A 20,808-nucleotide genomic window follows, 5' to 3' on the forward strand; every position below is an offset into this window, starting at 1 on the left:
TAGCTTTTTGAAGCGCTTTACCTGTTTCGCCTAACCGTTCTGAAACCAATAAACGGCACAATAGGCTGAACGAATTAATAAACAGGTGCTCGCATGAAAAAACTGCTATTGCTCGCGGCGGCTGCTACAGCCATGTTGGGCTCCAATGCCGCCATGGCGCGCGTCGATGTGGATATTTCCATCGGGGTGCCAGGCATTATCTATAGTGAACCCGATTACTACTATCCGCCGGTTCGATACGTGGAACGCCCCAGGGTGGTGATACTGCCCGAACGCGTATATAGGCCGGTACCCGTTTATCGCTCACGCTATTACCGTGAAGAATACCGTGGCCACAGGCACTATAAAGAATACAAGCATCGCGGCAAGCATCACCGCCGCCATCGCGGCGGTTGGGACGACTGACCAGGCAAAACAGACATCCCCGCTTTAAGCGGGGTCCAGTTGCCCGCAAGGCCCGCCAGCAAGCGGGCCTTTTGCTTTCAGGTTCCCGCTGCCAAGCGGTCAAGTCCGCCCATGTAGGGGCGCAGCACCTCCGGGATGACGATGCTTGCGTCTTCTTGCTGATAATTCTCCAGCACCGCGACAAGCGCCCGGCCAACGGCCAAGCCGGATCCATTCAAGGTGTGGAGGTATTCAGGCTTGCCTTTTTCGGGGCGGTAGCGGGCTTGCATGCGGCGCGCCTGAAAGGCTTCGCAGTTGGATATCGACGAAATTTCGCGCCAGGTGTTCTGGGCCGGCAGCCAGACCTCGATATCGTAGGTTTTGGTGGAGCCGAAACCCATGTCGCCGCCGCACAGCAATACCACTCGATAGGCCACGCCCAGGCGCTGCAGCACCGTCTCGGCATGGCCCACCATCTCTTCGAGCACCTGGTAGGACTGCTCCGGATGAACGATCTGCACCATTTCGACTTTATCGAACTGATGCTGGCGTATCATGCCGCGGGTATCGCGGCCTCCGCTGCCCGCCTCGGAACGGAAGCAGGGTGTGTGGGCGGTCAGTTTAAGAGGCAGGTCCTGTTGAGGGATGATGGTATCGCGCACCGATCCGGCCAAGGTGATCTCAGAGGTCGAGATCAGGTACAGATCTTCACGGGCGACCGTGTTTCCCTGCTCATCCCGTTCAGAGTCCTCGTCTTGCCCGCCTTTGGTCACCCAGAACATGTCGTCCTTGAATTTGGGCAATTGCCCGGTGCCGAACAGGGTGGAGCTGTTGACAATGTATGGGGTATAGCATTCTTGATAGCCATGCTCGGTGGTCTGAAGATCCAGCATGAACTGGGCCAGCGCGCGATGCAGGCGGGCGACAGGGCCGCGCAGCATCATGAAGCGGGCGCCGGACAGTTTACGGGCCGTTTCAAAATCCAGGCCCATGGGCTCGCCCAAAGCCACGTGGTCCTTGGGCTCGAAGGTAAACGGCGCGGGGTTGCCATTGGCGTCGGTGGCCATGCCGGGCGGAAGCCAGCGGCGCACTTCGACGTTATCGTCGCTATCCTTGCCGGCGGGCACGCTTTCATGAGGCAGGTTGGGAATGGTCATCAGCCATTCGTTCAGCTCGCCCTGCACCGCCGCCAGATCCAGTTCCAGTTCCTTCAGGCGGGCCGGAATCTGCTGCGACTCGGCCATTTCCTTGCTGGCGTCTTCCCCTTTTGATTTCAGTTGGCCAATCAGCTTGGAGACCGCATTGCGCCGCGCCTGCAAAGCCTCGGTTTCCACCTGAACCGACTTGCGTCGCGCTTCCAGTTGGTTGAAGCGGTCGGTGTCGAAGGCAATGCCGCGAAGCTGCAGGGCCTTGACGACGATGGGCAGATCTTTACGCAACTGATTGGGGTCTAACATAATCAACCAAGAAAAAAATTAAAGGATACGGCGGGCATGCTGGCGGCTATTTGGACTTGCTCTGCTTGTCCAACTGCCGCAAGAATGCCAGCTTTTCGGAGATTTTACCTTCTAGCCCGCGGTCGGTCGGCTTGTAGAAGCTGGCCCGCAGGCCATCGGGGAAGTAGCTTTCGCCCGCGGCATAGCCGTGCGGCTCGTCGTGCGCGTAACGGTATGCGTGACCGTGGCCCAGTTCCTTCATGAGCTTGGTGGGCGCGTTGCGCAAATGCATGGGAACCGGCGCACTGCCGTTTTCCTCGGCATAGCGCCGGGCCATTTTGTAAGCGCTGTACACCGCGTTCGATTTGGCGGCGCAAGCCATGTAGACCACCGCCTGGGCCAGGGCCAGCTCGCCCTCCGGCGACCCCAGGCGCTCGTAGATGTCGGCGCCGTTCAGGGCCAGTTCGGTGGCGCGGGGGTCGGCCAGCCCTATGTCCTCGATGGCCATGCGCACGATGCGCCGCGACAGATAGCGCGGGTCCGCCCCGCCATCCAGCATGCGGGCAAACCAATACAGGGAAGCATCCGGGTCTGAGCCGCGGACCGCCTTGTGCAGGGCGCTGATCTGATCGTAGAAGGCATCGCCTCCCTTATCGAAACGGCGCAGATTCTGCGACAGCGACGTTTCCAGCCAGGCGCTGTCGACCACGGCCACGCCCGCGTCGCGCGCGGATTCGGCCACGACCTCCATGGCGTTGATGACGCGGCGCGCATCGCCGTCCGCCCAACGCGCCAATTGCTCGCGCGCGGCGGGATCGAAATCCAGAAGAACAGGTGGGGCGGCATCGCCAGCCGCCGAGCCCTGAACGGCATCCTCGCCCGGAGCAGCGATAACAGCCGCGTCGGCCCCCGCGCCCGTACCGGAGCCATCCCGGTTAAGCAGGGCAATGGCGCGATCGATGAGCTCTTGCAGCTCGTCGACAGACAAGGACTGCAGCACATAGACCCGCGCTCGTGACAGCAGCGCCGAATTGACCTCGAAAGAGGGGTTTTCGGTGGTGGCTCCGATGAAGGTGAACAGGCCGCTTTCCACATAGGGCAAAAAAGCGTCCTGCTGCGCCTTGTTGAAGCGGTGGACCTCATCGACGAAAAGGATGGTGCGCCTGCCCTGCCCCTGGGCGACCTGAGCGGAAACCACCGCCTCGCGTATGTCCTTGACCCCGCCCAGCACAGCCGACATCGCCAGGAACTGGGCATCGAAGCCGTCGGCCATAAGGCGTGCCAGGGTTGTCTTGCCCACGCCCGGAGGCCCCCAGAAAATCATGGAATGAGGCCGTCCCGACTGGAACGCGACTCGCAAGGGCTTGCCGGGACCCAATAAATGCGCTTGGCCGACTACATCGTCCAGCGTCCTGGGGCGCATGCGCTCGGCCAGGGGCGCGTGCGTGGAAGCGATGGCGGACCCGAATAAATCGTGGGAGCTTGCCATACAGGCCTACTGCATCTTGACGACATCAACGCCCGCAGGCGGCGTGAAGGTGAATTCGTCCGCATCCAGCTTGGGATTGGACACGATATGGCTAAGATCGATGCGCGTCGTCTGGCCGAAGGAATCGAGCAGCTCCAGCCTGGCGGGAAGCCCGTCCGCGAAGCCGATATCCACATGCGTGAATCCGGCATCGGCGCCGTGCGGCTTGGCGCGCAGCCAGTCCAGTCCATCCTTGCCCGGCAAGGCGGCGATATCAAAGGCCTGGTCCAACGAACCCGAGCCGAACAGGATGGCCGCCGGCGATGCGCCCAGGGACTGGTCCACGCCGCGCACGCTGACCTGGGCCAGGTCGGGATCGTACTGATAGACCTGCTTGCCGTCGGAAACAATGAGCTGCTCGTATGGCTTCTTGACGGCCCATCGGAACTTGCCGGGCCGCAGAAACGAGAATTCGCCCGTTTGGGGGGCCTTGCCCTGCGCTTGGCCATCCACGCGCTGCTGGCTGAACTGTCCCGTCGCGGAAGGAACCTGGGCAATGAACTTGCGCAATTGCGAGGGCGCATCGGCCGACCAGGCAAGCAAGGGGCTGGCGGCCATGCATATGGCAGCCGCTAAGTGTTTAATCTTCATTGGAGGAATTCCCCGCTGGAACCAGGATTTCACGATTGCCATTGGACTGCATGGCGGAGACCAGCCCGGCCTGCTCCATTTGCTCCAGCAGGCGGGCCGCGCGGTTATAGCCTATGCGCAGATTGCGCTGCACCGACGAAATGGATGCCCGCCGGTTTTTCAGGATTACTTCCACGGCCTGATCATACAAGGGATCGGACTCGGCGTCGGCAAAGCCGGTTACACCGCCTACGCCATCGCCGGTTTCGCCTTCCAGCGCGCCTTCCAGCAGGCCCTCGATGTAGTTGGGCTCGCCCTGCTCTTTCAGGGCTTCCACGACACGATGCACCTCGTCGTCGTGCACGAATGCGCCGTGCACCCGGGCGGGCAAGCCGCTACCGGGAGGCAAATACAGCATATCCCCCTGTCCAAGCAATGCCTCCGCGCCCATCTGGTCCAGAATCGTGCGCGAGTCGATCTTGGATGACACCTGGAAAGCGATGCGGGTGGGAATGTTGGCCTTGATCAGCCCCGTGATGACATCGACGCTGGGGCGCTGGGTGGCCAGAATAAGATGAATCCCCGCCGCGCGGGCTTTCTGGGCCAGGCGGGCGATGAGCTCTTCGATCTTCTTGCCGACGACCATCATCAAATCGGCCAGCTCGTCGATGACCACCACGATCATGGGCAGTGTCGACAAGGGCTCGGGCGCGTCGGGCGTCAGGGAAAAGGGATTGGGTATGGGCTCTTCACGCTTGATGGCGTCGCGTATCTTGGTGTTGTAGCCGGCCAGGTTGCGCACGCCCATCTTGCTCATGAGGCGATAGCGTTTTTCCATTTCACCCACACACCAATTCAGGGCGTTGGCGGCATGGCGCATATCGGTGACCACCGGCGCCAGCAGATGGGGTATGCCTTCGTAGACGCTCATTTCGAGCATCTTGGGATCGATCAGGATCAGCCTGACTTGCGTCGCATCGGCCTTGTACAACAAGGACAGGATCATGGCATTGATGCCCACGGACTTGCCCGAACCGGTGGTGCCCGCGACCAGCAGGTGGGGCATCTTGGCAAGATCGGCCACGACCGGATTGCCGGCGATATCCTTGCCCAGCGCCATGGTCAGCATCGACGCGCTGGCGTGATAGGTTTGCGAGCCGATGATTTCCGACAGCTTGACCATCTGCCGCTTGGGATTGGGCAGCTCCAGGCCCATCAGATTCTTGCCCGGAATGGTTTCCACGACGCGGATGCTGACCAGGCTGAGTGCGCGTGCCAGGTCCTTGGCCAGGTTGACGATCTGGCTGCCCTTGACGCCGGTTGCCGGCTCGATTTCGTAGCGGGTGATGACGGGCCCCGCCTGGGCGGCCACCACGACGGCCTTGACGCCGAAATCGGACAGTTTTTTCTCGATCAGGCGCGAGGTGTATTCAATGGTTTCGGGCGAAACCGTCTCGGCCTGCTCGACGGGCATGTCCAGCAGATCTATGGCTGGCAGGTCGCCCGATCCGCCCGCCTCGACCGGCGCGGCAAACAGGGTTTTCTGCTTTTCCTTTTCGACGCGCACCGACTTGGGAACCGATGTGATGGCCGGCTCGATGCGCACCGGTTGCTCGTGGACCAATTGTTCCTGCTTGGCGACCACGATTTCATTGCGCTCGGCCTTCTTGGCCTGCCCGACCTTGCGATCTTCCCGCGCCGCTTTCAGCTCCAGCACCCGGCGTGCGGCTTTTTCGATGAGCAGGCCCACCCGCTCGGCCACGAGCAGCCAGGAAAACCCGAAGAACAGGCTGGCGCCCACCGCCGCGAACACCAGCAGCAACAGCGTGCAGCCCGTGGTGCCCATGGACAAGGACATGATATGCGCCAGCAACTGGCCCAACTGGCCGCCGGCGCCAGCCGGCAACTGGGCGCCGAATTGCGTCAATTGCAGGGCTTCCGTGCCCATGGCGCCGATAAACAGCAGAAAGAAGCCTATTCCGACTTCCCAGCGCACGCGCGGCAAAGGCTCTTCGCGATTGGGCAGCAGCAGGTGGGTCAGGCGATAAAAGCCCAATGCGACCCTCTGCGCCAGCAGAACCACCCATAGCCAGGCGGAATAGCCGAATAGGAAAAGCAGGAAATCGGCGATATAGGCGCCCAGTGTGCCGCCTTTATTGAGTATGGTCGTTGTGTGCACGGAATGCGACCAGGCGGGATCGGACGGATGCCAGGTCGCGAGCACCAGACCCAGCCACGCAGCCAGCGCGGCAAAGACGATCCAGCGCGCTTCGCGCAGCAAGCCCGACAGCCTGGACTGCAAGGGAGAGGGACCATTACGCACGTTGCGGGAGGAGCGCGGGGATGTAGCGGGTAATCTAGCCATGGACTCATTATAATTGGCTGTTCACTTTTTTCGGATTTTCTGTAATGACGACTCCCAAACACGCCAAAGTACTGATTTTAGGCTCGGGCCCGGCCGGCTATAGCGCCGCCGTCTACGCCGCCCGCGCCAACCTGAATCCCGTACTGGTCACAGGCCTGGAACAAGGCGGTCAGCTTATGACGACCACCGATGTAGACAACTGGCCGGCCGACGCCCAGGGCGTGCAGGGTCCCGATCTTATGCAGCGTTTTCAAGCACATGCCGAGCGTTTCAACACAGAAATGATCTTCGACCATATCGCCGGTGTCGATCTATCCAAACGGCCGTTCACCTTGACCGGGGATACCGGCGCAATCTATACCTGCGACGCTCTTATTATCGCCACCGGGGCGTCCGCTCAGTACCTGGGCCTGCCTTCCGAGCAGGAATTCATGGGCCGCGGCGTGTCGGGCTGCGCCACCTGCGATGGCTTCTTCTACAAGAACCAGGACGTAATCGTGGTCGGCGGGGGCAATACGGCCGTCGAGGAAGCCCTGTACCTGTCCAATATTTGCCGCAGCGTCACCCTGGTCCATCGGCGCGATAAGTTCCGCTCCGAGCCCATCCTGACCGACAAGCTGATGGACAAGGTCACCAACGGCAACATGAAGCTCAAGTTGTTCTATCAATTGGACGAAGTGCTGGGCGACCCATCCGGCGTGACCGGCGCCCGCCTGCGCAATACGCAGACCGGCGCCACCGAGGACCTTCCGGTGACCGGCGTGTTCATTGCCATCGGGCATAAGCCGAATACGGGCATCTTCGAGGGCCAGCTGGACATGGCCAACGGCTACATCACCACCCGCAGCGGCCTGAACGGCCTGGCCACCATGACCTCGATACCCGGCGTGTTCGCGGCCGGGGACGTCCAGGATCACGTCTATCGCCAGGCCATCACCAGCGCCGGAACGGGCTGCATGGCCGCTCTGGACGCACAGCGATGGCTGGAGAATGCGGGCGAATAAAAGCGGGCGCAAGGGCGAATCCTCCAACGGGCTCGCCGACCTGAAACGCCTGAGCAGGGCGGCGGCGTCCCAACCTGCCGCTGCTCCGGCGACTTCCTTGCCCGCCGCCCCGAAAGCCGCCAAAGCGGCCGAACCTGCACTGAGCCGGGAAGACGCCCTGTTATTCCGGCGCACGATGAAATCGGTGACGCCCATCAAGGACACCCGGCGAGCCATCCTTCCGGCGCCGCGCTCTCTTGAGTCAGGCGATATATTCCGTCAACGACGCGAACGCGCCACGGGCGTGGACCCTGTGCGACTGCCGCAAACCTCGGATCTTTACCGGCCGGCGACGATGGACGGAGACGATACCCGCTATCTGCGCCCCGGCCACGGCACGGATCTGATCAAAGGCCTGAAGCGCGGCAAATGGCTCATAGGCGCCAGCCTGGATCTGCATGGAAGCACGCTGGAACAGGCGCGCGAGCGGCTGGATCGTTTTCTGCAATCGTGTTTGGCGCAGCAGATCAAATGCGTGCGTATCGTGCATGGCAAAGGCTACGGGTCGAAAGACGGTGAATCCGTCCTGAAACAAACCATCCGGCGTTGGCTGACCCAGATTGCCGCCGTTATTGCCTATGTGGAATGTTCGGAACCGGATGGAGGGACTGGCGCCGTGCAAGTATTATTGCGGGCCGACACTGCGATGCACGAAGAACCATAGGAATATTCATGAGCTGGATTTATCTTGCCATAGCCATTGCCGCCGAAATCATTGCCACCACGGCCCTGAAGGCATCGGATGGCTTCTCGCGCCTCTACCCGTCCGCCATAACGGTGGCGGGCTATAGCGTGGCCTTCTACTGCCTGGCGCTGACCTTGCGGGTGATTCCGGTCGGCATCGCCTATGCGATATGGTCGGGCGTGGGCATCGTGGCCATTTCGTTGATAGGCTATTTTATGTACAAGCAGACCCTGGATGCGGCGGCTTTGCTGGGCATCGGCCTGATCGTCGCCGGCGTGGTGGTGCTTAATGTGTTCTCGAAATCAGCCATGCACGGATAGGCGCGGCGGCGCAAAAAAGGCCGGCGAAAATGGCAAAGGCCGACGATTGTGTCGTCGGCCTTTGCGTATTTATATTTTTTATGGGTTCTGCAACTTTCTTATGTACCGATTTATCGGCTTGCCCATGCAGGGCTTTGTCTCCTCACCTGCATGAACGGGATTGTGCATGATTATTACGATTCGAACACTTAGGGAATGCACTAAGTTAATGCCTGATTTGTCTAAATAAGTGCATCTTTTTACGATATTGGTGCATTGGGCGCCAGCAGCAGCATTTTCCGCACTGTCTTTTGCTCCACCCAATCCTGGCTCGAAGCATTGAAGGCCAGATAATGCGGCGATTGCATATGCGCGTCGATGGCCGCCTGGTCGTCATAGATTTCATAAAGAAAAAACAGGGCCGAATCCTGGGGGTCGCGACACACGTCGAAGCGGCGGCACCCTGCTTCGTTTTCCAGCGACATGGCGGCATTGTGCAAAATCGCCGATTCGAATTCACCGATAAACGCCGGACGGATGCGGAATTCGACAAGAAGCACATGTTGTCGACTGGATGGATTTTTTGTCATGATGAACGCTGCCTTGTTTTATGGACGCCTACGAATCAGTTCGCTTTCGCGCTGATTTTAGCCTTGTCGATCAGTTCGTCGAACTTGGCGACTTCGGATTTGATCCGCTTGCCCATTTCATCGGGGCTGTTCCCGACCGGTTCCGCCCCCATGGCCAGCAAGCGTTTCTTGATGGCGGGATCGGCAAGAATGCGGACCGTTTCGGCATGGATCTTGTCGATGATCGGTTGGGGCGTACCCGCTGGCACCATCAATCCGAACCACGTTGCAATATCAAATCCTGCCAATCCCGACTCGTCCATGGTGGGAACGTCGGGTAAAGCGCTGGACCGGGTTCCTGTCGCTACCGCGATGGGTTTTAGCTTGCCGGACTTGATATGCGGCAGGCAGGATGCCACGGTGTCGAACATGAAGTCGATGCGTCCCCCCATCAGGTCGATCAGGGCGGGGCTGCTGCCTTTGTACGGCACATGCAACAGGTCGGTGCCGGCCATGGTGTTGAACTGTTCGCCTATCAGGTGATGGGCCGTGCCCGCACCGGTGCTGCCATAGGTCAAATCGCCCGGATGGGCCTTCGAATAGGCAATGACCTCCGCGGTGGTGTTTGCCGGGAAATCGCTGCGCGTAATCATGACATTGGGAACAATGGCAACGATGGACACCGGTGCCAGATCACGCTGGACATCGTAGGACAGGTTTTTGTAGAAACTCTGTGCAATGGAGTGATGGACCGCGCCCATCAGCAGCGTATAGCCGTCGGCAGGCGCGTCGGCAACATAGGAGGCGCCCAAAGTCAGGCCGGCGCCTGGCTTGTTCTCGATAACAACCGTCTGACCCCAGGCCGCGCTTAACCTGTCACCCATCAGACGGGCCAATTGGTCGGTGCTGCCGCCCGGCGCCGACGGCACAACCAGCTTGATCGGCTTGGTCGGATAGCTTTGGGCCGCCACGCAAAAGCTGGCCGAGCCCATCATCAGCGACAGCAACGCGCCGCGCATCACTCCTTTCATATTCGTCTCCTGTGTTTTATTTGACCGGCCCGCATGCGTGCATGACGGACGGCTTTATAGATTGGCAATGATTGCCTTCGTAATATCGGCGGTATTGCTGCTGCCTCCGAATTCAAACGGAATTACCGCGCCGCTGGAAAACGAGCGGGCGACCGCCCGCTCGATAGCCTGGGCGCCATCGGCCAAAGCGTTGTCTTGGGTCCGGTCGGCCAGCCAATCAAGCATCATGGCGACCGACAGAATCATTGCCGTCGGGTTCGCAATACCCTTGCCCGCGATATCCGGGGCGCTGCCATGGGCGGGCTGAAACAAGCCATAGTCGTCCCCGATATCGCCCGATGGCGCCATGCCCATGCCGCCGACCATGGCCGCGACCAGATCGGACAAGATATCGCCGAACATGTTTTCCGTAACCAGAACGTCGTACTGCCAAGGCTTGAGCACCAGATTGAGCGCCATCGCGTCGACATAGGCGCTGGATGATTCGATATCCGGAAAATGGCTTGCCCTTTCTTCGAAGATCCGGCGCCAGAAAGCCATCGAGTGGAATACGTTGGCTTTATCGACGTTGGTGACATGGCCCGGGCGGCCCTGGGATTTCCGGCGCTCCGCCAGCCTGAAGGCAAAGTCGCAAATTCTTGTGGTGCCGGCACGCGAAATCCTCATGGGGTCCACAACCGCCTCGTCGCCTTCCTGCTGGCTGCGCCCGCGCGAATAGAACAGGCCCTCGGTATTTTCGCGTACCAGGACCAGATCGATAGCCGCGGCGCGCGGATCGGACAAGGGTATGGGCAGGCCCGCGAAGGTACGGATCGGGCGAACGCCGGCATACAGATCCAGTGCAAACCGGATATCGAGCTGGGGAATGATTTCGGTGCCGTCGGCTCCGCGCACATGCGGCAAGCCCATGGCGCCAAAAAGTATCGCATCCGCGGCGCGGCAGGCCGCCAGGGTTTTCTCGGGCAGGGCGTCGCCCGATTCCTGATAGTGCTGCGCTCCGGCGGCGTGAGCCCGGGCATCGAATGTGCGATGTATTTTCGGGCTTACCGCCTGGAGCACGGCCAGCCCCGCATCCATGACCTCGCGGCCAATTCCATCCCCGGGCAGTACAGCTATTGAATATTCTTTTGTCATGATTACATCTGTTGAAGGTTGAAACGTTCGAAAATGGACAAGAGCTCGGTAGCGGCCCGCTGCCGGTGCGCTTTATTGATGGCTACGGCGCCCTGCACGTCGCCCGCAAGCAAGCGCTCCACCAAGGCCAGATGCTCTTGCGTGGAATTCACCGGCCTGGCGCGCAGCTTGAGCGTGAACATGCGGGCCCGATGGGCTCGATCCCAATAATTCAGGACCGTATCGTGCAGTTGGCGATTGCCGCAAAGAACCAGCAACTGTTTGTGGAAGCGTTCGTCCGCGGCCGCCCATGCCTCCAACCCGGCGCCGCCCTCTTCCAGCGCCAGAGCCATATCCCGGGTCGCGTCGGCGAGCGGCCGCAGCTCCTGTTCGCCGGGCTGGCGCAACGCCACCATCTCGACCGCGGCGCACTCCAGGGCCGTAAGCACTTCATAGATTTCGCGCATGTCCTCGGCCGAAACCGGCAAGACACGCATGCCGCGCCGGGGAATCAGTTCGACCAGGCCTTCGTTCTGCAGACAGATCAGCGCCTCGTGTATCGGCGTGCGGCTCATGCCCAGTGCCAAGGCAAGTTCCTGTTCCAGCGCCTGGTAGCCCGGCGGCCAGACGTTATCCAGAATGCGCCGGCGCAGTTCGCGGACTGCGACATCGGCCATGGATTCGGATAGGCGGGCAAGAGTGTTCATGAATTTCTGCGTCATGCTTTATGCATGCGTTAACGTATAAATTAATGCATACATTAAATGAAAGCGCGGCAAGCCGGAATCAGGACAAACCCTGGCCTTGTAGTGGAATCAGATTACGGCGCACATGCGGAGCGGGCCGGCGAGCCGGCACCTGCCAATGCCCGCACGGCTCGGGGGATGGAAAACAATCAGGCCAGCTTCCCGCACGCCAGTTTCAAGCGTGCCAAACCTTCGTCCAGCGTCGGGATGGAGCTGGCAAAGGAAATTCGGAAAAAAGGCGAAACGCCATAGGCCGCGCCCTGCAGGACGGCCAGGTTGACCTCCTCCAGCAGGTACATGACGAAATCCTCGTCCGTGCGCAAGATCTGGCCGGCGGGAGTCCGCTTGCCTATGAGCTCGGCGCAACTGGGAAATGCATAGAACGCCCCTTCGGGCGTATGGCAGCGTATGCCCTCGATCTGATTCAAGGCCTCCATGACCCGATCCCGGCGCGACTGGAATATCTGTGCGCGTTCCGCCAGAAAGTCCTGCGGGCCGTTCAAGGCTTCGACGGCGGCCGCCTGGCTGATGGAGCTGGGGCTTGAAGTGCTTTGCGATTGCAATTTGGTCATCGCCTTGATGAGTTCCGCGGGCGCCCCGCCGTAGCCTATGCGCCAGCCAGTCATAGCGTAGGCCTTGGAGACGCCATTGATCGTCAAGGTACGTGCTTTCAGCTCCGGAGCCACCTGGGCGATGGTCGCATACTGGCGTCCATCGTACAGAATGTGCTCGTACATATCGTCGGTCATGATCCACACATGCGGATGCCGCAGCAGCACATCGGCCAGGGCGCGCAACTCTTCACGGCTGTACACGGCGCCACTTGGGTTGTTCGGCGCATTCAGGACGACCCATCGCGTATGGGCGGTAATGCTCTTCTCCAGATCCTCGGGCTGCAGCTTGAATTGCCGTTCAGGAGGGCAGGCCACGAAGACCGGGGTGCCGCCCGCCAGCAGCACGATATCCGGGTAGGATACCCAGTACGGCGTGGGAATGATCACTTCAACACCCTGTTCGACAGTGCTGAGCAAAGCGTTGAAAATCACCTGCTTGCCGCCGGTGCAGGCGATGACTTCACTGGCGCTGAATGACAAGCCGTTTTCACGCAGGAACTTCGCTCGGATTGCCTCCTTGAGTTCCGGCGTGCCGCCTACATCGGTATATTTGGTCCGCGAAGCCGCCATGGCGCGCTTGACCGCTTCGATCACGTTATCAGGCGTGTCGAAATCGGGTTCGCCCGCGGTCAAGGCGACGATATCGCGCCCAGATGCGCGCAGCTCGCGTGCCCGCTGGCCAGCCATGGAACTCGGTGAGGGTTTGATGCGATTGACTCGCGAAGCAAGAATGGACATGGTTTGATCCGAAATAGATAAGACAGCGTGAAATGAGGCAATGGGCTAAGCGGCCCATTCGCGCAAGTGTTGCAGGAATATCTGGTCCACACGCCTAACATTCCCGTCCGAATGGCCGGCCGAATGCGGCGTCACCAGGACGTTATCCAGGGCCCAGAGCGGCGATTCCTGTTGCAGTGGTTCATGCTCGAATACGTCCAGATGCGCTCCGGACAACACGCCTTCCCGCAAGGCTCGGATCAGGTCGCTTTCCACGACGACTTCTCCCCGCGCCACATTGATCAGACGCGCTCCGGGCTTGATCGCCGCAAATGTGCGGCGATCGACCAACTGCCGCGTCCGATCGGTAAGAGGGCATGCAAGAATCAGCCAGTCCGCTTGCGGCGCCAGGTCGTTCAGGGCTTCGAACGCATGGGTTTCCACCTCTTCATCGCCTGTAGCCGAGGCGCGGCGCAAGGCAATGACATTCATCCCCAACATCCGCAGGAAAGCCCCCAGCCGTTGTCCGATCGGCCCCCAGCCGACGATCACCGCCGTCTGGCCGGCCATGTCGGCGGGAAGCCGCTCTCCTATCAAGGGCGCCCATTGGCGAGCATGTTGCGCCGCCAGCAGCTTGGGGAAGTGCCGCGCCAGGGAAAGCATCCCCGCCAGCGCCGTCTGAACCACTACGTCCGCATTGGCCCCCGGAGACATCGTGACGCGGACGCCACGCGCGATAAGCTCCGGAAATATCGGCCGATCCGCCCCGGCGGAATGGGCGTGGACCCACCGCAGCCCGGGCGATAGCCGCAGCGACTCATAAAACGCCTGCAGCGGCTCCTGAACAACGTATTTCGTGGACAAGCCGGTCACGTCCCGGGAGATGAAGGCCGCATCGACGTCGACGGGCGCATCGCTTGCGCTTGCGGCTGAAAAGACCGGCTCGAATGGCCGTCCATTCAGCGCGCTGGCCATGGCGTCCCCGATGCGGGCGAAGGTCGCTTCGGAGAGCAGGATGCGAAAGGGGCGGTTATGTGGCATGTCAAAAGGCAAAATGTGTCCATCCGGCCGCCAGCGGGCAGCCGTGAAAGGCATGGTTTTAAGGCGGTTATTCGCGATAGGAAGGATCTGTGCGATCAAGCTTGCGCAGCAGGGCCGGCCATTCCATGACGCCGTACGGGCGGCGCGTGCCGGGTTGGTAGTTCTTCCATGTTTCCTGAAGCACATCCTGGGGCACAGGCCGCAAGGGGCTATTGGCCGCCATTGCCGCGAGCTGGGAACGGCAGGCCAGTTCCAGCCTGTGCATCCAGTTGAACGCTTCTCCAACCGTATTCCCGACGGTCAGCGCGCCATGGTTGCGCAGGATCAGGGCCTCGCCCTTGCCCAGGTCGCCGACAATAGAGGCTTGCTCCTGGACATCGAGCACCACGCCTTCGTAGTCGTGATAGCCGATGTGCAGGAAACGCATGGCTGTCTGCGTCAAAGGCAGCAATCCGCATTCCAGCGAGGACACCGCCATCGAGGCCCAGCTATGCGTATGGATGACACAGGCCACTTCGGGGCGCGCCGCGTGGACCGCACTGTGAATGACGTAGCCTGCCTTGTTGATGCCATAGTCCAGATCGCCAAAATCCGGCTTGGCAAGGATATTGCCATCGAGGTCGACCTTGATCAGGCTTGAAGCGGTGATCTCTTCGTACATCATCCCATAGGCATTGATCAGGAACGCCCCTTCCTCGCCTGGAACCCGGCTGGATATGTGGTTGGCCACCATGTCGGCCATGCCGTACATCTCGACCAGGCGGTAGCAAGCCGCAAGGTCGATGCGCGCCTGCCATTCCTGCGCCGAACACTGGTCGCGCATGGATTGGATACGCAATACGCCCGATCTTTCCATCTCTTTTAGCTCCTCGATGTACCGTTCCGATGCGCAAGCATCCGGATTTCAGAACCTTCATTCTAGGTGTGGCGTATTTTCATGACAAATGATATGTATTTATGTATTATTCAATTTAGATGATAAATAAAGCAGCCTGGGAAAGAGATGAACCGGAACATTTCACTGCGCCACTTCCGCGCCTTTGTCGCGGTTGCCAACACGGGATCATTCACACTCGCGGCGGCCGAACTCTTCCTGACCCAATCGGCGCTTACCGCCACGATTCAGCAGTTCGAAGACACCATAGGGTTCAAGCTGTTCGATCGCAGCACGCGCCGTGTTGCGCTGACCCCAGTGGCGGCAGGGTTCAAAGAGCAGGCGGAACGCATACTCAACCAGTTCGAAGGGGCCGTCACCGACCTGGAATCACTGGCGAATGGCCATCGGGGGCATGTGAGGATTGCGGCGGCGGCATCGGTCACGCATTACTTCCTGGCCAAAGCCATATCGCGCCTCAAGCAGGCATTCCCCAACATCACCGTTTCCCTGCACGATGAAGCGTCCCGGCAAATAGAGCGCATGGTCATCAATGGCGATATCGACTTCGCTTTCGCCAGTCCACACCAACAACTGGCGGAATTGGTGTACACACCCATCTTTGAAGACCGTTTCGGCGTCCTGTGCAGCAGCACGCATCGCTATGCGTGGGGGAAGCGGCCTCTACGCTGGCAGGAACTGGACAGCTCGGATTTCGTCGCATTCACCGATGACACGGGCATAGGCGCATTCCTTCGAACCCATGCGGCCCGGCCCGAACTCATGGAAGGCATCCGCAACGAAGTGTCCAACACATCGTCGCTTTGCGCTCTGCTGCGTGTGGATGGCGGATATTCGATATTGCCCGCATTGGCGGCGGGCCGCGTGGAAGATCGCGACCTTGTGTTCAGGGAACTGATTTCCCCCACCTTGACACGCCCGGTCTATTTGGTGACCCGAAAATTGCGTTCCCTGTCACCCAGTTCGGAGCTGCTGCTGGACGCCATGCGCGCCACCTTGCACGACACGCCGGTCCCGCCTTCGGTGCGCATACTGGACATCTAGCAGGCATCCAGCCCCCGTGGAGCCATGCTCCGCGGGGGGTCGGTATTTACAGCACGGGCATTTTGGCGTCGCGTATCACTTTGCCCCACTTCGCCCGTTCGCGTTCGATATGCGAGGTGAAGTCCTGCGGCGAGCCGCCGGTGGGCGTGGCGCCAAGCTCGCCCAATCTCTTGCGCACATCGGGAGCGTCAAGAATAAGATTGATCTCTTTATTCAAGCGATCAATGATGGGTTGCGGCGTGCCGCCCGGCGCGACCACACCGGTCCATGAAAGGGACTCATAGCCCGGCACCATGGACTCTTCAATGGTCGGCAGCTCGGGCATGGCGCCAAGACGCTTGGCGCTGGTAACGGCAATAGCCTTTACCTGGCCGGACTGTATCATCGGCAGGGCCGAGGGCGCGTTATCAAAGATCATGTCGACCTGTCCGCCCACCAGATCCACCAGCGCCTGGCCGCTGCCCTTATAGGGCACATGCATCAGATCGACTTGCGCCATGCTCTTGAAGAGCTCACCCGACATATGAGTCGAACTGCCCACGCCGGACGACGCGAAAGTGTATTTGCCGGGGTTGTCCTTAAGCAGCTTGAGCAGCTCCGCGCCGGTGCTGGCCGGCATCTTGGGATTGACGATCAGGACATTGCTGATCGAGGCCGTATAGACCACGGGCACCAGGTCCTGGAACATCTTGTACCCCGGCCTGGAGTACAGGTATTCGTTCATGGAGAGAATGCCTGTGGTGCCGAACAGCAGCGTGCGACCGTCCGGCTTGGCCTTTGCCACCAGCGAGGCGCCAATATTGCCGCCCGCGCCCGCGCGATTCTCGACCACAACGGGCTGCTTGACAGCGGTGGACAAGCGGTCCGCCAATAGGCGTCCAATGATATCGGTCGATCCACCCGGTGAAAACGGGATCACCAATGTAATGGGCCCATCGAAATCCGCGGCTTTTGCGGGCGCGGCGCCGGCCATTCCAAGAACGCCGATTATTGCGGCAACCGCGGTGAACACGCATTTCGTCCGCCATGCACCGGCATACTGTTTGGTATTGTGGTTCATCATCCCCTCCTCCGGGTCCTCATGATATGGATCAAAGATATGGATGATAGGAAACGCGACCTTCAACAACAAATGAGAAATTTATCGTTATTAATCATTTTTGTTAATAAATATGGCAATTCGCATGACCCCATAAGCAAAGCCGACAGCCCGTAGGCTGCCGGCTTATAGGGATTGAACGAAATAACCGGGTCTTGTTACGCGGCAGCCGGAAGAATGAAATTGCTATCGTTGAGCTCACCGGTATAACCGACCAGCTGGATCAGGCCATCACCGGACTCCAAGCTCATATTCCCGTTCTGCACGAAAACGAAGGTATCGCCCTCGTGCTGGAAAGCTGTCCAATTGTCGACCTCCACATTGGCAGCGGCAGTCTCCACTTTGGCCAGCAACGTAGCCATGGCGTCAACGTCAACATCCACACGCGCGCCTTGCAGCACATCGCCGGTAAGCGCGCGCGGATCGGCGCCATCGCCATGTTGACCAAAGACCAGCTCATCGCCGCCACCGAACTCGACCACGCGCGTCGCGCCGGCCAGCAGCCCTTCCTCGGTACCGACATCCTTCAGGTTTGAAACCTGCTCGGTAAACTGAATCCAGTTATCACCCTTCCCCGCTTCAATGGTCATGCCCAAATTGCCATCGAGATACAGGGTATTATCCCCGGCGCCCAGATCCAGCGTTCGGTTGGCGCTGCTGCCCGATACCTCGTTGTCATCCGCCAGCACCACGTCGATACCGAGCGAATCGTCGCCCCCGCCCAACAAAACCTTCCAGCCGGGCAAGGACGCATCCTCGTTCTCGGTGATCACCACATTGCCATCCACAGTTGGCGTCAATGATCCAACATCATAAGAAGCCGAGCCCTCACCCTCAATCGTGATGGGCCCCAGCTTCATCGTGCCGCCCCCATCAACGATCACTTCCTGCAGAAACTGGCCGATAGGCGAACCCGTGCCAAGGTCGATTACGCCCTCTGTGGTGACCAATTGAACCGCCAGGTTCTGCATTACCTGCGCAGCCACGGAAAGATCGATAGTGCTGTTGGTAAAGGCCTCCGTCAATGAGGTTCCGGGCGCCAGCGCCTCGGACTCGGAGATGTCCATGGTGAACTTCAGCACTTCGCCATCCAGGTGGGCGCCGGTGACGTCAATGCCCCGATCGGCCAGAAACTGGATCAGTGGAGCGGCCGCCTCACGTATGTCGTCCAGCGTAAGCTTGCCGGTATCGCCAAGTCCATCTCGCAACCGCAGCAAGTCCGAAGGGGTCAGGCTGAAGGTCTGATCGCCGCTTGGACTTGTCAACAGTATTTCGCCCGTCAAGGCGAGCGTCATGGTGTCTCCGGTACGGAACGCCTGGGCTTTGCCGTCGGCGCTCCATTGCATGGGTATGCGGCCAAGCTCCGTCACAAATGTGATGGTGCCCGAGGCATCGTCCAGCTCGGCGCGAAACAAATTGGGGTTGCCTTTGGCCTCCCCATGAGGCGGAGGCCAGCCATGGCCGTGACCATGGCCATGGCCATGGTCGTGATCGTCGTCCCCAAATTTATCCTTGAGTCGCGAAAATATGTCAAAAGAGCCAGGTAGCAGATGCTTTACGCCTGATGTGAAATCGGAGACAAGGTCCCGATTGAAGAATGTGGTCGAGAACGAAGCCATTTAAACCTCCCTGGGGGTTGATGAAACCTACAACCGTGTGAAGTAAACAACCGAGCAACGCTGCAACGGTGCATTCCGATGCTACCAACACGCTTCCCATTCACTATGACATTCCATGTCGACATACGAATATTCTGCTGCAAATGTAATGGCCATTTGCCCGGCGGGATATTTGGCTTGCAGCCAAAAGCCGTTTCAATCATAGGAAAGGATGAAGGTATTCCTGGAACCGGGCAGCCGCCCTAGGATAAATTCCGTTTCAACTAGGGCAAAAAGATTATGGATATATGTCCAGCTTCACCCGTGTACTCAAATACAGATCGTTGATCGAATCGAAATCGCTACTTTCAAGTTCGCCCGCGACGTGCTCCAGTTGCAGGTAAGCCATCAAATACTCGAGCCGCGCCTGCTCCAGCTTCGATCGGGCCTCGAACAGCACATCCTGCTCGTCGAGCACATCCAGATTGCTGCCTACGCCGTAAGAAAAGGCCTTCCGGGCCGCGTCGACGCTAAGCTGGCTTGAAGCCACCGCCGACTGAAGCGCCAGGATACGCTCGACACCCTTGACCACGTTCGTATACTGGCGCAACGTGTCGGCCGATGCCTTCTCGCGAGCCGCGTCGAACTCGTGCTGGCGCTGCCGGTAGGTTTCGCGCGCCCGGGCCACGTTCGCCGTGGTGTAGCCCCCGGTAAAAATAGGGATCGCAACGTGAATACCCACCATGAAGGTATTGCTGCGCTGACTCAACACAGACAGGTTTTCGCTGTCCGCATTGCTGTAGCTGGCAACCAGGCTCACCGTGGGCCAGTACTCGCTCTTGGCCTGGTCCAGCTCCGCCTGCGCCACATTCACTGCCTCGCGAGCCGCCTGCGCCGACGGGTTATTCGCGCTGGCTCGCCGCAGCCATTCGTCCAGATCGGCAGGCTGCGGCGGGCGCAGCGGAAAGTCGTCACCCGGACCGGCAACATAAACAGGCGCAAAACCCAGCATGGATTGCAGCTCCCGCGCAGCCACGACCAACTCATCATGCGCGGCGATTTCGTCCGCTTTGGCAACGGCCAATCTGGCGGCAGTCTCCCGCACGGCAGTCGTGGTGCCGGCACTGCGCGCATACCGGGCTTTCAGGCCTTCAAGACGCTCCGCCAATGCGGTAATCCGCGCGCGCTGCAAGGCGCGCCGATCATTGGCGAGCAACACATTGAAGTACGCCGCCGCCAGCCGCGAACCCGTTTCCTGCTGGCGAACCATGAAAGTGGCCGTACCTTCGTCAGCCATTGCCACACCACGGCGGTACCCCGCATAGCGCCCATAATCCAACAGCGCCTGCTGCAACTGTATATAGGCATTTGACGAGTCGTAGCTTATGTCGGAAGAAACGTCCCGGCCAGAAAAGTTGAACTGCGAAATAGCGCCTGTGACACGGCCGCGTATATATCCGGCCTGCACTTGCGGCAGCAGGCCTGCCCTGCCTTGCCGGCGAGCCGTTTGCGCCGCAAGCCTCTCGCTTATGGCCGCCTTGTAGCGATAGTCGTGATCCAAAGCCATTCGCCAAGCCTGCGACAAATCGACTACATCCGGTTTTGCGCTCCCCATGTGCTGCGCCGCGCTTGCCGCCGGACGGGATGCCCTGGACGCTTCAGGCAACAACGACGAGCCTCGCAAGGTAAACATATCGGGCACACGTTGAGCTTGCGAAAGTCCAGTCGTCGCCGCAGTCAGCAGCAAGCCGCGCAACACGGTCATGCACAATATCCGCACAAATACCCAGATATGCAATACAGACATCCCGTACCTTGATGTTGACGCAGGCCCGGGGGCGGGCACGCGTAGGTTCAAGAGGGACGTTATTACAGTCGCACAGAAAAACTCGTGCGCAAACGTTACGTTCGTTATAGGGTTTTACCAATCCGCGGCGCGATAAGCGTGCCTTGGACCTTATCAATCCCTTAACCCCGGGCTTGAACGCCATATGCGGACCGGTCAGTTCGTCAACGGATGCGTAAGAACCT

General features: G+C 59.9%; 19 protein-coding genes. 5 read left to right on the top strand and 14 right to left on the bottom strand.

Translation table 11 applies throughout. The features are described from left to right. Window positions 1-93 precede the first annotated feature (93 nt). Window positions 94-405 carry a virulence factor gene (locus V0R37_RS01140; RefSeq protein ID WP_420372731.1) on the top strand — a complete coding sequence of 104 codons (312 nt, stop codon included), beginning with the start codon at window positions 94-96 and terminating at the stop codon, window positions 403-405. Window positions 406-482: 77 nt separating this feature from the next. On the opposite strand, the gene serS is transcribed toward V0R37_RS01140, so the two are convergent. The 4 genes from serS to V0R37_RS01160 are packed head-to-tail and all read right to left on the bottom strand — an operon-like array spanning window position 483 to window position 6,283. Further along, a complete protein-coding gene (gene serS / locus V0R37_RS01145; RefSeq protein ID WP_420372732.1) occupies window positions 483-1,841 on the bottom strand; it encodes a serine--tRNA ligase in 1,359 nt (452 codons plus the stop codon). 46 nt (window positions 1,842-1,887) lie between these two features. Beyond that, window positions 1,888-3,309, bottom strand: a complete 1,422-nt coding sequence (locus tag V0R37_RS01150) for a replication-associated recombination protein A (RefSeq protein WP_420372733.1) — start codon at window positions 3,307-3,309, stop codon at window positions 1,888-1,890. A gap of 6 nt (window positions 3,310-3,315) precedes the next feature. After that, window positions 3,316-3,939, bottom strand: a complete 624-nt coding sequence (lolA, locus tag V0R37_RS01155) for an outer membrane lipoprotein chaperone LolA (protein WP_420372734.1) — start codon at window positions 3,937-3,939, stop codon at window positions 3,316-3,318. Continuing rightward, window positions 3,929-6,283: a DNA translocase FtsK gene (locus tag V0R37_RS01160; RefSeq protein ID WP_420372735.1), complete on the bottom strand. Its 2,355-nt coding sequence runs from the start codon at window positions 6,281-6,283 to the stop codon at window positions 3,929-3,931. Before V0R37_RS01160 ends, lolA begins: the two co-directional genes overlap by 11 nt. Before the next feature lie 44 nt (window positions 6,284-6,327). On the opposite strand from V0R37_RS01160, the gene trxB reads away from it, so the two are divergent. The 3 genes from trxB to V0R37_RS01175 are packed head-to-tail and all read left to right on the top strand — an operon-like array spanning window position 6,328 to window position 8,331. Continuing rightward, window positions 6,328-7,287: a thioredoxin-disulfide reductase gene (trxB, locus tag V0R37_RS01165; RefSeq protein WP_420372736.1), complete on the top strand. Its 960-nt coding sequence runs from the start codon at window positions 6,328-6,330 to the stop codon at window positions 7,285-7,287. Next, the gene (locus V0R37_RS01170; RefSeq protein WP_420372737.1) at window positions 7,274-7,990 is read left to right on the top strand and encodes a Smr/MutS family protein; all 717 of its coding nucleotides are present in this window, start codon (window positions 7,274-7,276) and stop codon (window positions 7,988-7,990) included. The genes trxB and V0R37_RS01170 overlap by 14 nt, the downstream gene beginning before the upstream one ends. An 8-nt stretch (window positions 7,991-7,998) precedes the next feature. Then, on the top strand, window positions 7,999-8,331 hold the full coding sequence (locus V0R37_RS01175) for a DMT family transporter (RefSeq protein ID WP_420372738.1): 333 nt from the start codon (window positions 7,999-8,001) through the stop codon (window positions 8,329-8,331). A 239-nt stretch (window positions 8,332-8,570) separates the two neighbouring features. Here V0R37_RS01175 and V0R37_RS01180 read toward each other — a convergent pair whose 3' ends face one another. The 7 genes from V0R37_RS01180 to V0R37_RS01210 form a co-directional block, all read right to left on the bottom strand. Continuing rightward, on the bottom strand, window positions 8,571-8,900 hold the full coding sequence (locus V0R37_RS01180) for a putative quinol monooxygenase (protein WP_420372739.1): 330 nt from the start codon (window positions 8,898-8,900) through the stop codon (window positions 8,571-8,573). Between the two features lie 35 nt (window positions 8,901-8,935). After that, entirely contained in the window at window positions 8,936-9,910 is a 975-nt protein-coding gene (locus V0R37_RS01185; protein WP_420372740.1) for a tripartite tricarboxylate transporter substrate binding protein, read from the bottom strand. 54 nt (window positions 9,911-9,964) lie between these two features. After that, a complete protein-coding gene (locus V0R37_RS01190) occupies window positions 9,965-11,044 on the bottom strand; it encodes an isocitrate/isopropylmalate dehydrogenase family protein (protein WP_420372741.1) in 1,080 nt (359 codons plus the stop codon). Window positions 11,045-11,046: 2 nt separating this feature from the next. After that, the gene (locus V0R37_RS01195; protein WP_420372742.1) at window positions 11,047-11,730 is read right to left on the bottom strand and encodes a GntR family transcriptional regulator; all 684 of its coding nucleotides are present in this window, start codon (window positions 11,728-11,730) and stop codon (window positions 11,047-11,049) included. A gap of 188 nt (window positions 11,731-11,918) precedes the next feature. After that, on the bottom strand, window positions 11,919-13,121 hold the full coding sequence (locus V0R37_RS01200; protein ID WP_420372743.1) for a pyridoxal phosphate-dependent aminotransferase: 1,203 nt from the start codon (window positions 13,119-13,121) through the stop codon (window positions 11,919-11,921). Window positions 13,122-13,166: 45 nt separating this feature from the next. Continuing rightward, on the bottom strand, window positions 13,167-14,141 hold the full coding sequence (locus tag V0R37_RS01205; protein ID WP_420372744.1) for a D-2-hydroxyacid dehydrogenase: 975 nt from the start codon (window positions 14,139-14,141) through the stop codon (window positions 13,167-13,169). A 67-nt stretch (window positions 14,142-14,208) separates the two neighbouring features. Continuing rightward, window positions 14,209-14,997 carry a class II aldolase/adducin family protein gene (locus V0R37_RS01210; RefSeq protein WP_420372745.1) on the bottom strand — a complete coding sequence of 263 codons (789 nt, stop codon included), beginning with the start codon at window positions 14,995-14,997 and terminating at the stop codon, window positions 14,209-14,211. A 147-nt stretch (window positions 14,998-15,144) separates the two neighbouring features. Here V0R37_RS01210 and V0R37_RS01215 point away from each other — a divergent pair, with 147 nt between their 5' ends. Beyond that, window positions 15,145-16,080 carry a LysR family transcriptional regulator gene (locus V0R37_RS01215; RefSeq protein ID WP_420372746.1) on the top strand — a complete coding sequence of 312 codons (936 nt, stop codon included), beginning with the start codon at window positions 15,145-15,147 and terminating at the stop codon, window positions 16,078-16,080. Between the two features lie 46 nt (window positions 16,081-16,126). Here V0R37_RS01215 and V0R37_RS01220 read toward each other — a convergent pair whose 3' ends face one another. The 3 genes from V0R37_RS01220 to V0R37_RS01230 form a co-directional block, all read right to left on the bottom strand. Then, entirely contained in the window at window positions 16,127-17,143 is a 1,017-nt protein-coding gene (locus V0R37_RS01220; protein WP_420372747.1) for a Bug family tripartite tricarboxylate transporter substrate binding protein, read from the bottom strand. Window positions 17,144-17,337: 194 nt separating this feature from the next. Next, window positions 17,338-18,798 (bottom strand): hypothetical protein, encoded by a 1,461-nt coding sequence (locus V0R37_RS01225; protein ID WP_420372748.1) that lies wholly within the window; start codon window positions 18,796-18,798, stop codon window positions 17,338-17,340. Window positions 18,799-19,075: 277 nt separating this feature from the next. After that, on the bottom strand, window positions 19,076-20,542 hold the full coding sequence (locus tag V0R37_RS01230; RefSeq protein WP_420372749.1) for a TolC family outer membrane protein: 1,467 nt from the start codon (window positions 20,540-20,542) through the stop codon (window positions 19,076-19,078). Between the last annotated feature and the right edge of the window lie 266 nt (window positions 20,543-20,808).

The sequence above is a fragment of the Pollutimonas rozaliensis genome (assembly GCF_048751585.1).
GTDB lineage: Bacteria > Pseudomonadota > Gammaproteobacteria > Burkholderiales > Burkholderiaceae_B.

Excerpts from the sequence above, each read along its gene's own strand:
- V0R37_RS01140 (WP_420372731.1), top strand. The coding sequence starts at position 94 with ATGAAAAAACTGCTATTGCTCGCGGCGGCTGCTACAGCCATGTTGGGC.
- serS (WP_420372732.1), bottom strand. The coding sequence starts at position 1,841 with ATGTTAGACCCCAATCAGTTGCGTAAAGATCTGCCCATCGTCGTCAAG.
- V0R37_RS01150 (WP_420372733.1), bottom strand. The coding sequence starts at position 3,309 with ATGGCAAGCTCCCACGATTTATTCGGGTCCGCCATCGCTTCCACGCAC.
- lolA (WP_420372734.1), bottom strand. The coding sequence starts at position 3,939 with ATGAAGATTAAACACTTAGCGGCTGCCATATGCATGGCCGCCAGCCCC.
- V0R37_RS01160 (WP_420372735.1), bottom strand. The coding sequence starts at position 6,283 with ATGGCTAGATTACCCGCTACATCCCCGCGCTCCTCCCGCAACGTGCGT.
- trxB (WP_420372736.1), top strand. The coding sequence starts at position 6,328 with ATGACGACTCCCAAACACGCCAAAGTACTGATTTTAGGCTCGGGCCCG.
- V0R37_RS01170 (WP_420372737.1), top strand. The coding sequence starts at position 7,274 with ATGCGGGCGAATAAAAGCGGGCGCAAGGGCGAATCCTCCAACGGGCTC.
- V0R37_RS01175 (WP_420372738.1), top strand. The coding sequence starts at position 7,999 with ATGAGCTGGATTTATCTTGCCATAGCCATTGCCGCCGAAATCATTGCC.
- V0R37_RS01180 (WP_420372739.1), bottom strand. The coding sequence starts at position 8,900 with ATGACAAAAAATCCATCCAGTCGACAACATGTGCTTCTTGTCGAATTC.
- V0R37_RS01185 (WP_420372740.1), bottom strand. The coding sequence starts at position 9,910 with ATGAAAGGAGTGATGCGCGGCGCGTTGCTGTCGCTGATGATGGGCTCG.
- V0R37_RS01190 (WP_420372741.1), bottom strand. The coding sequence starts at position 11,044 with ATGACAAAAGAATATTCAATAGCTGTACTGCCCGGGGATGGAATTGGC.
- V0R37_RS01195 (WP_420372742.1), bottom strand. The coding sequence starts at position 11,730 with ATGAACACTCTTGCCCGCCTATCCGAATCCATGGCCGATGTCGCAGTC.
- V0R37_RS01200 (WP_420372743.1), bottom strand. The coding sequence starts at position 13,121 with ATGTCCATTCTTGCTTCGCGAGTCAATCGCATCAAACCCTCACCGAGT.
- V0R37_RS01205 (WP_420372744.1), bottom strand. The coding sequence starts at position 14,141 with ATGCCACATAACCGCCCCTTTCGCATCCTGCTCTCCGAAGCGACCTTC.
- V0R37_RS01210 (WP_420372745.1), bottom strand. The coding sequence starts at position 14,997 with ATGGAAAGATCGGGCGTATTGCGTATCCAATCCATGCGCGACCAGTGT.
- V0R37_RS01215 (WP_420372746.1), top strand. The coding sequence starts at position 15,145 with ATGAACCGGAACATTTCACTGCGCCACTTCCGCGCCTTTGTCGCGGTT.
- V0R37_RS01220 (WP_420372747.1), bottom strand. The coding sequence starts at position 17,143 with ATGATGAACCACAATACCAAACAGTATGCCGGTGCATGGCGGACGAAA.
- V0R37_RS01225 (WP_420372748.1), bottom strand. The coding sequence starts at position 18,798 with ATGGCTTCGTTCTCGACCACATTCTTCAATCGGGACCTTGTCTCCGAT.
- V0R37_RS01230 (WP_420372749.1), bottom strand. The coding sequence starts at position 20,542 with ATGACCGTGTTGCGCGGCTTGCTGCTGACTGCGGCGACGACTGGACTT.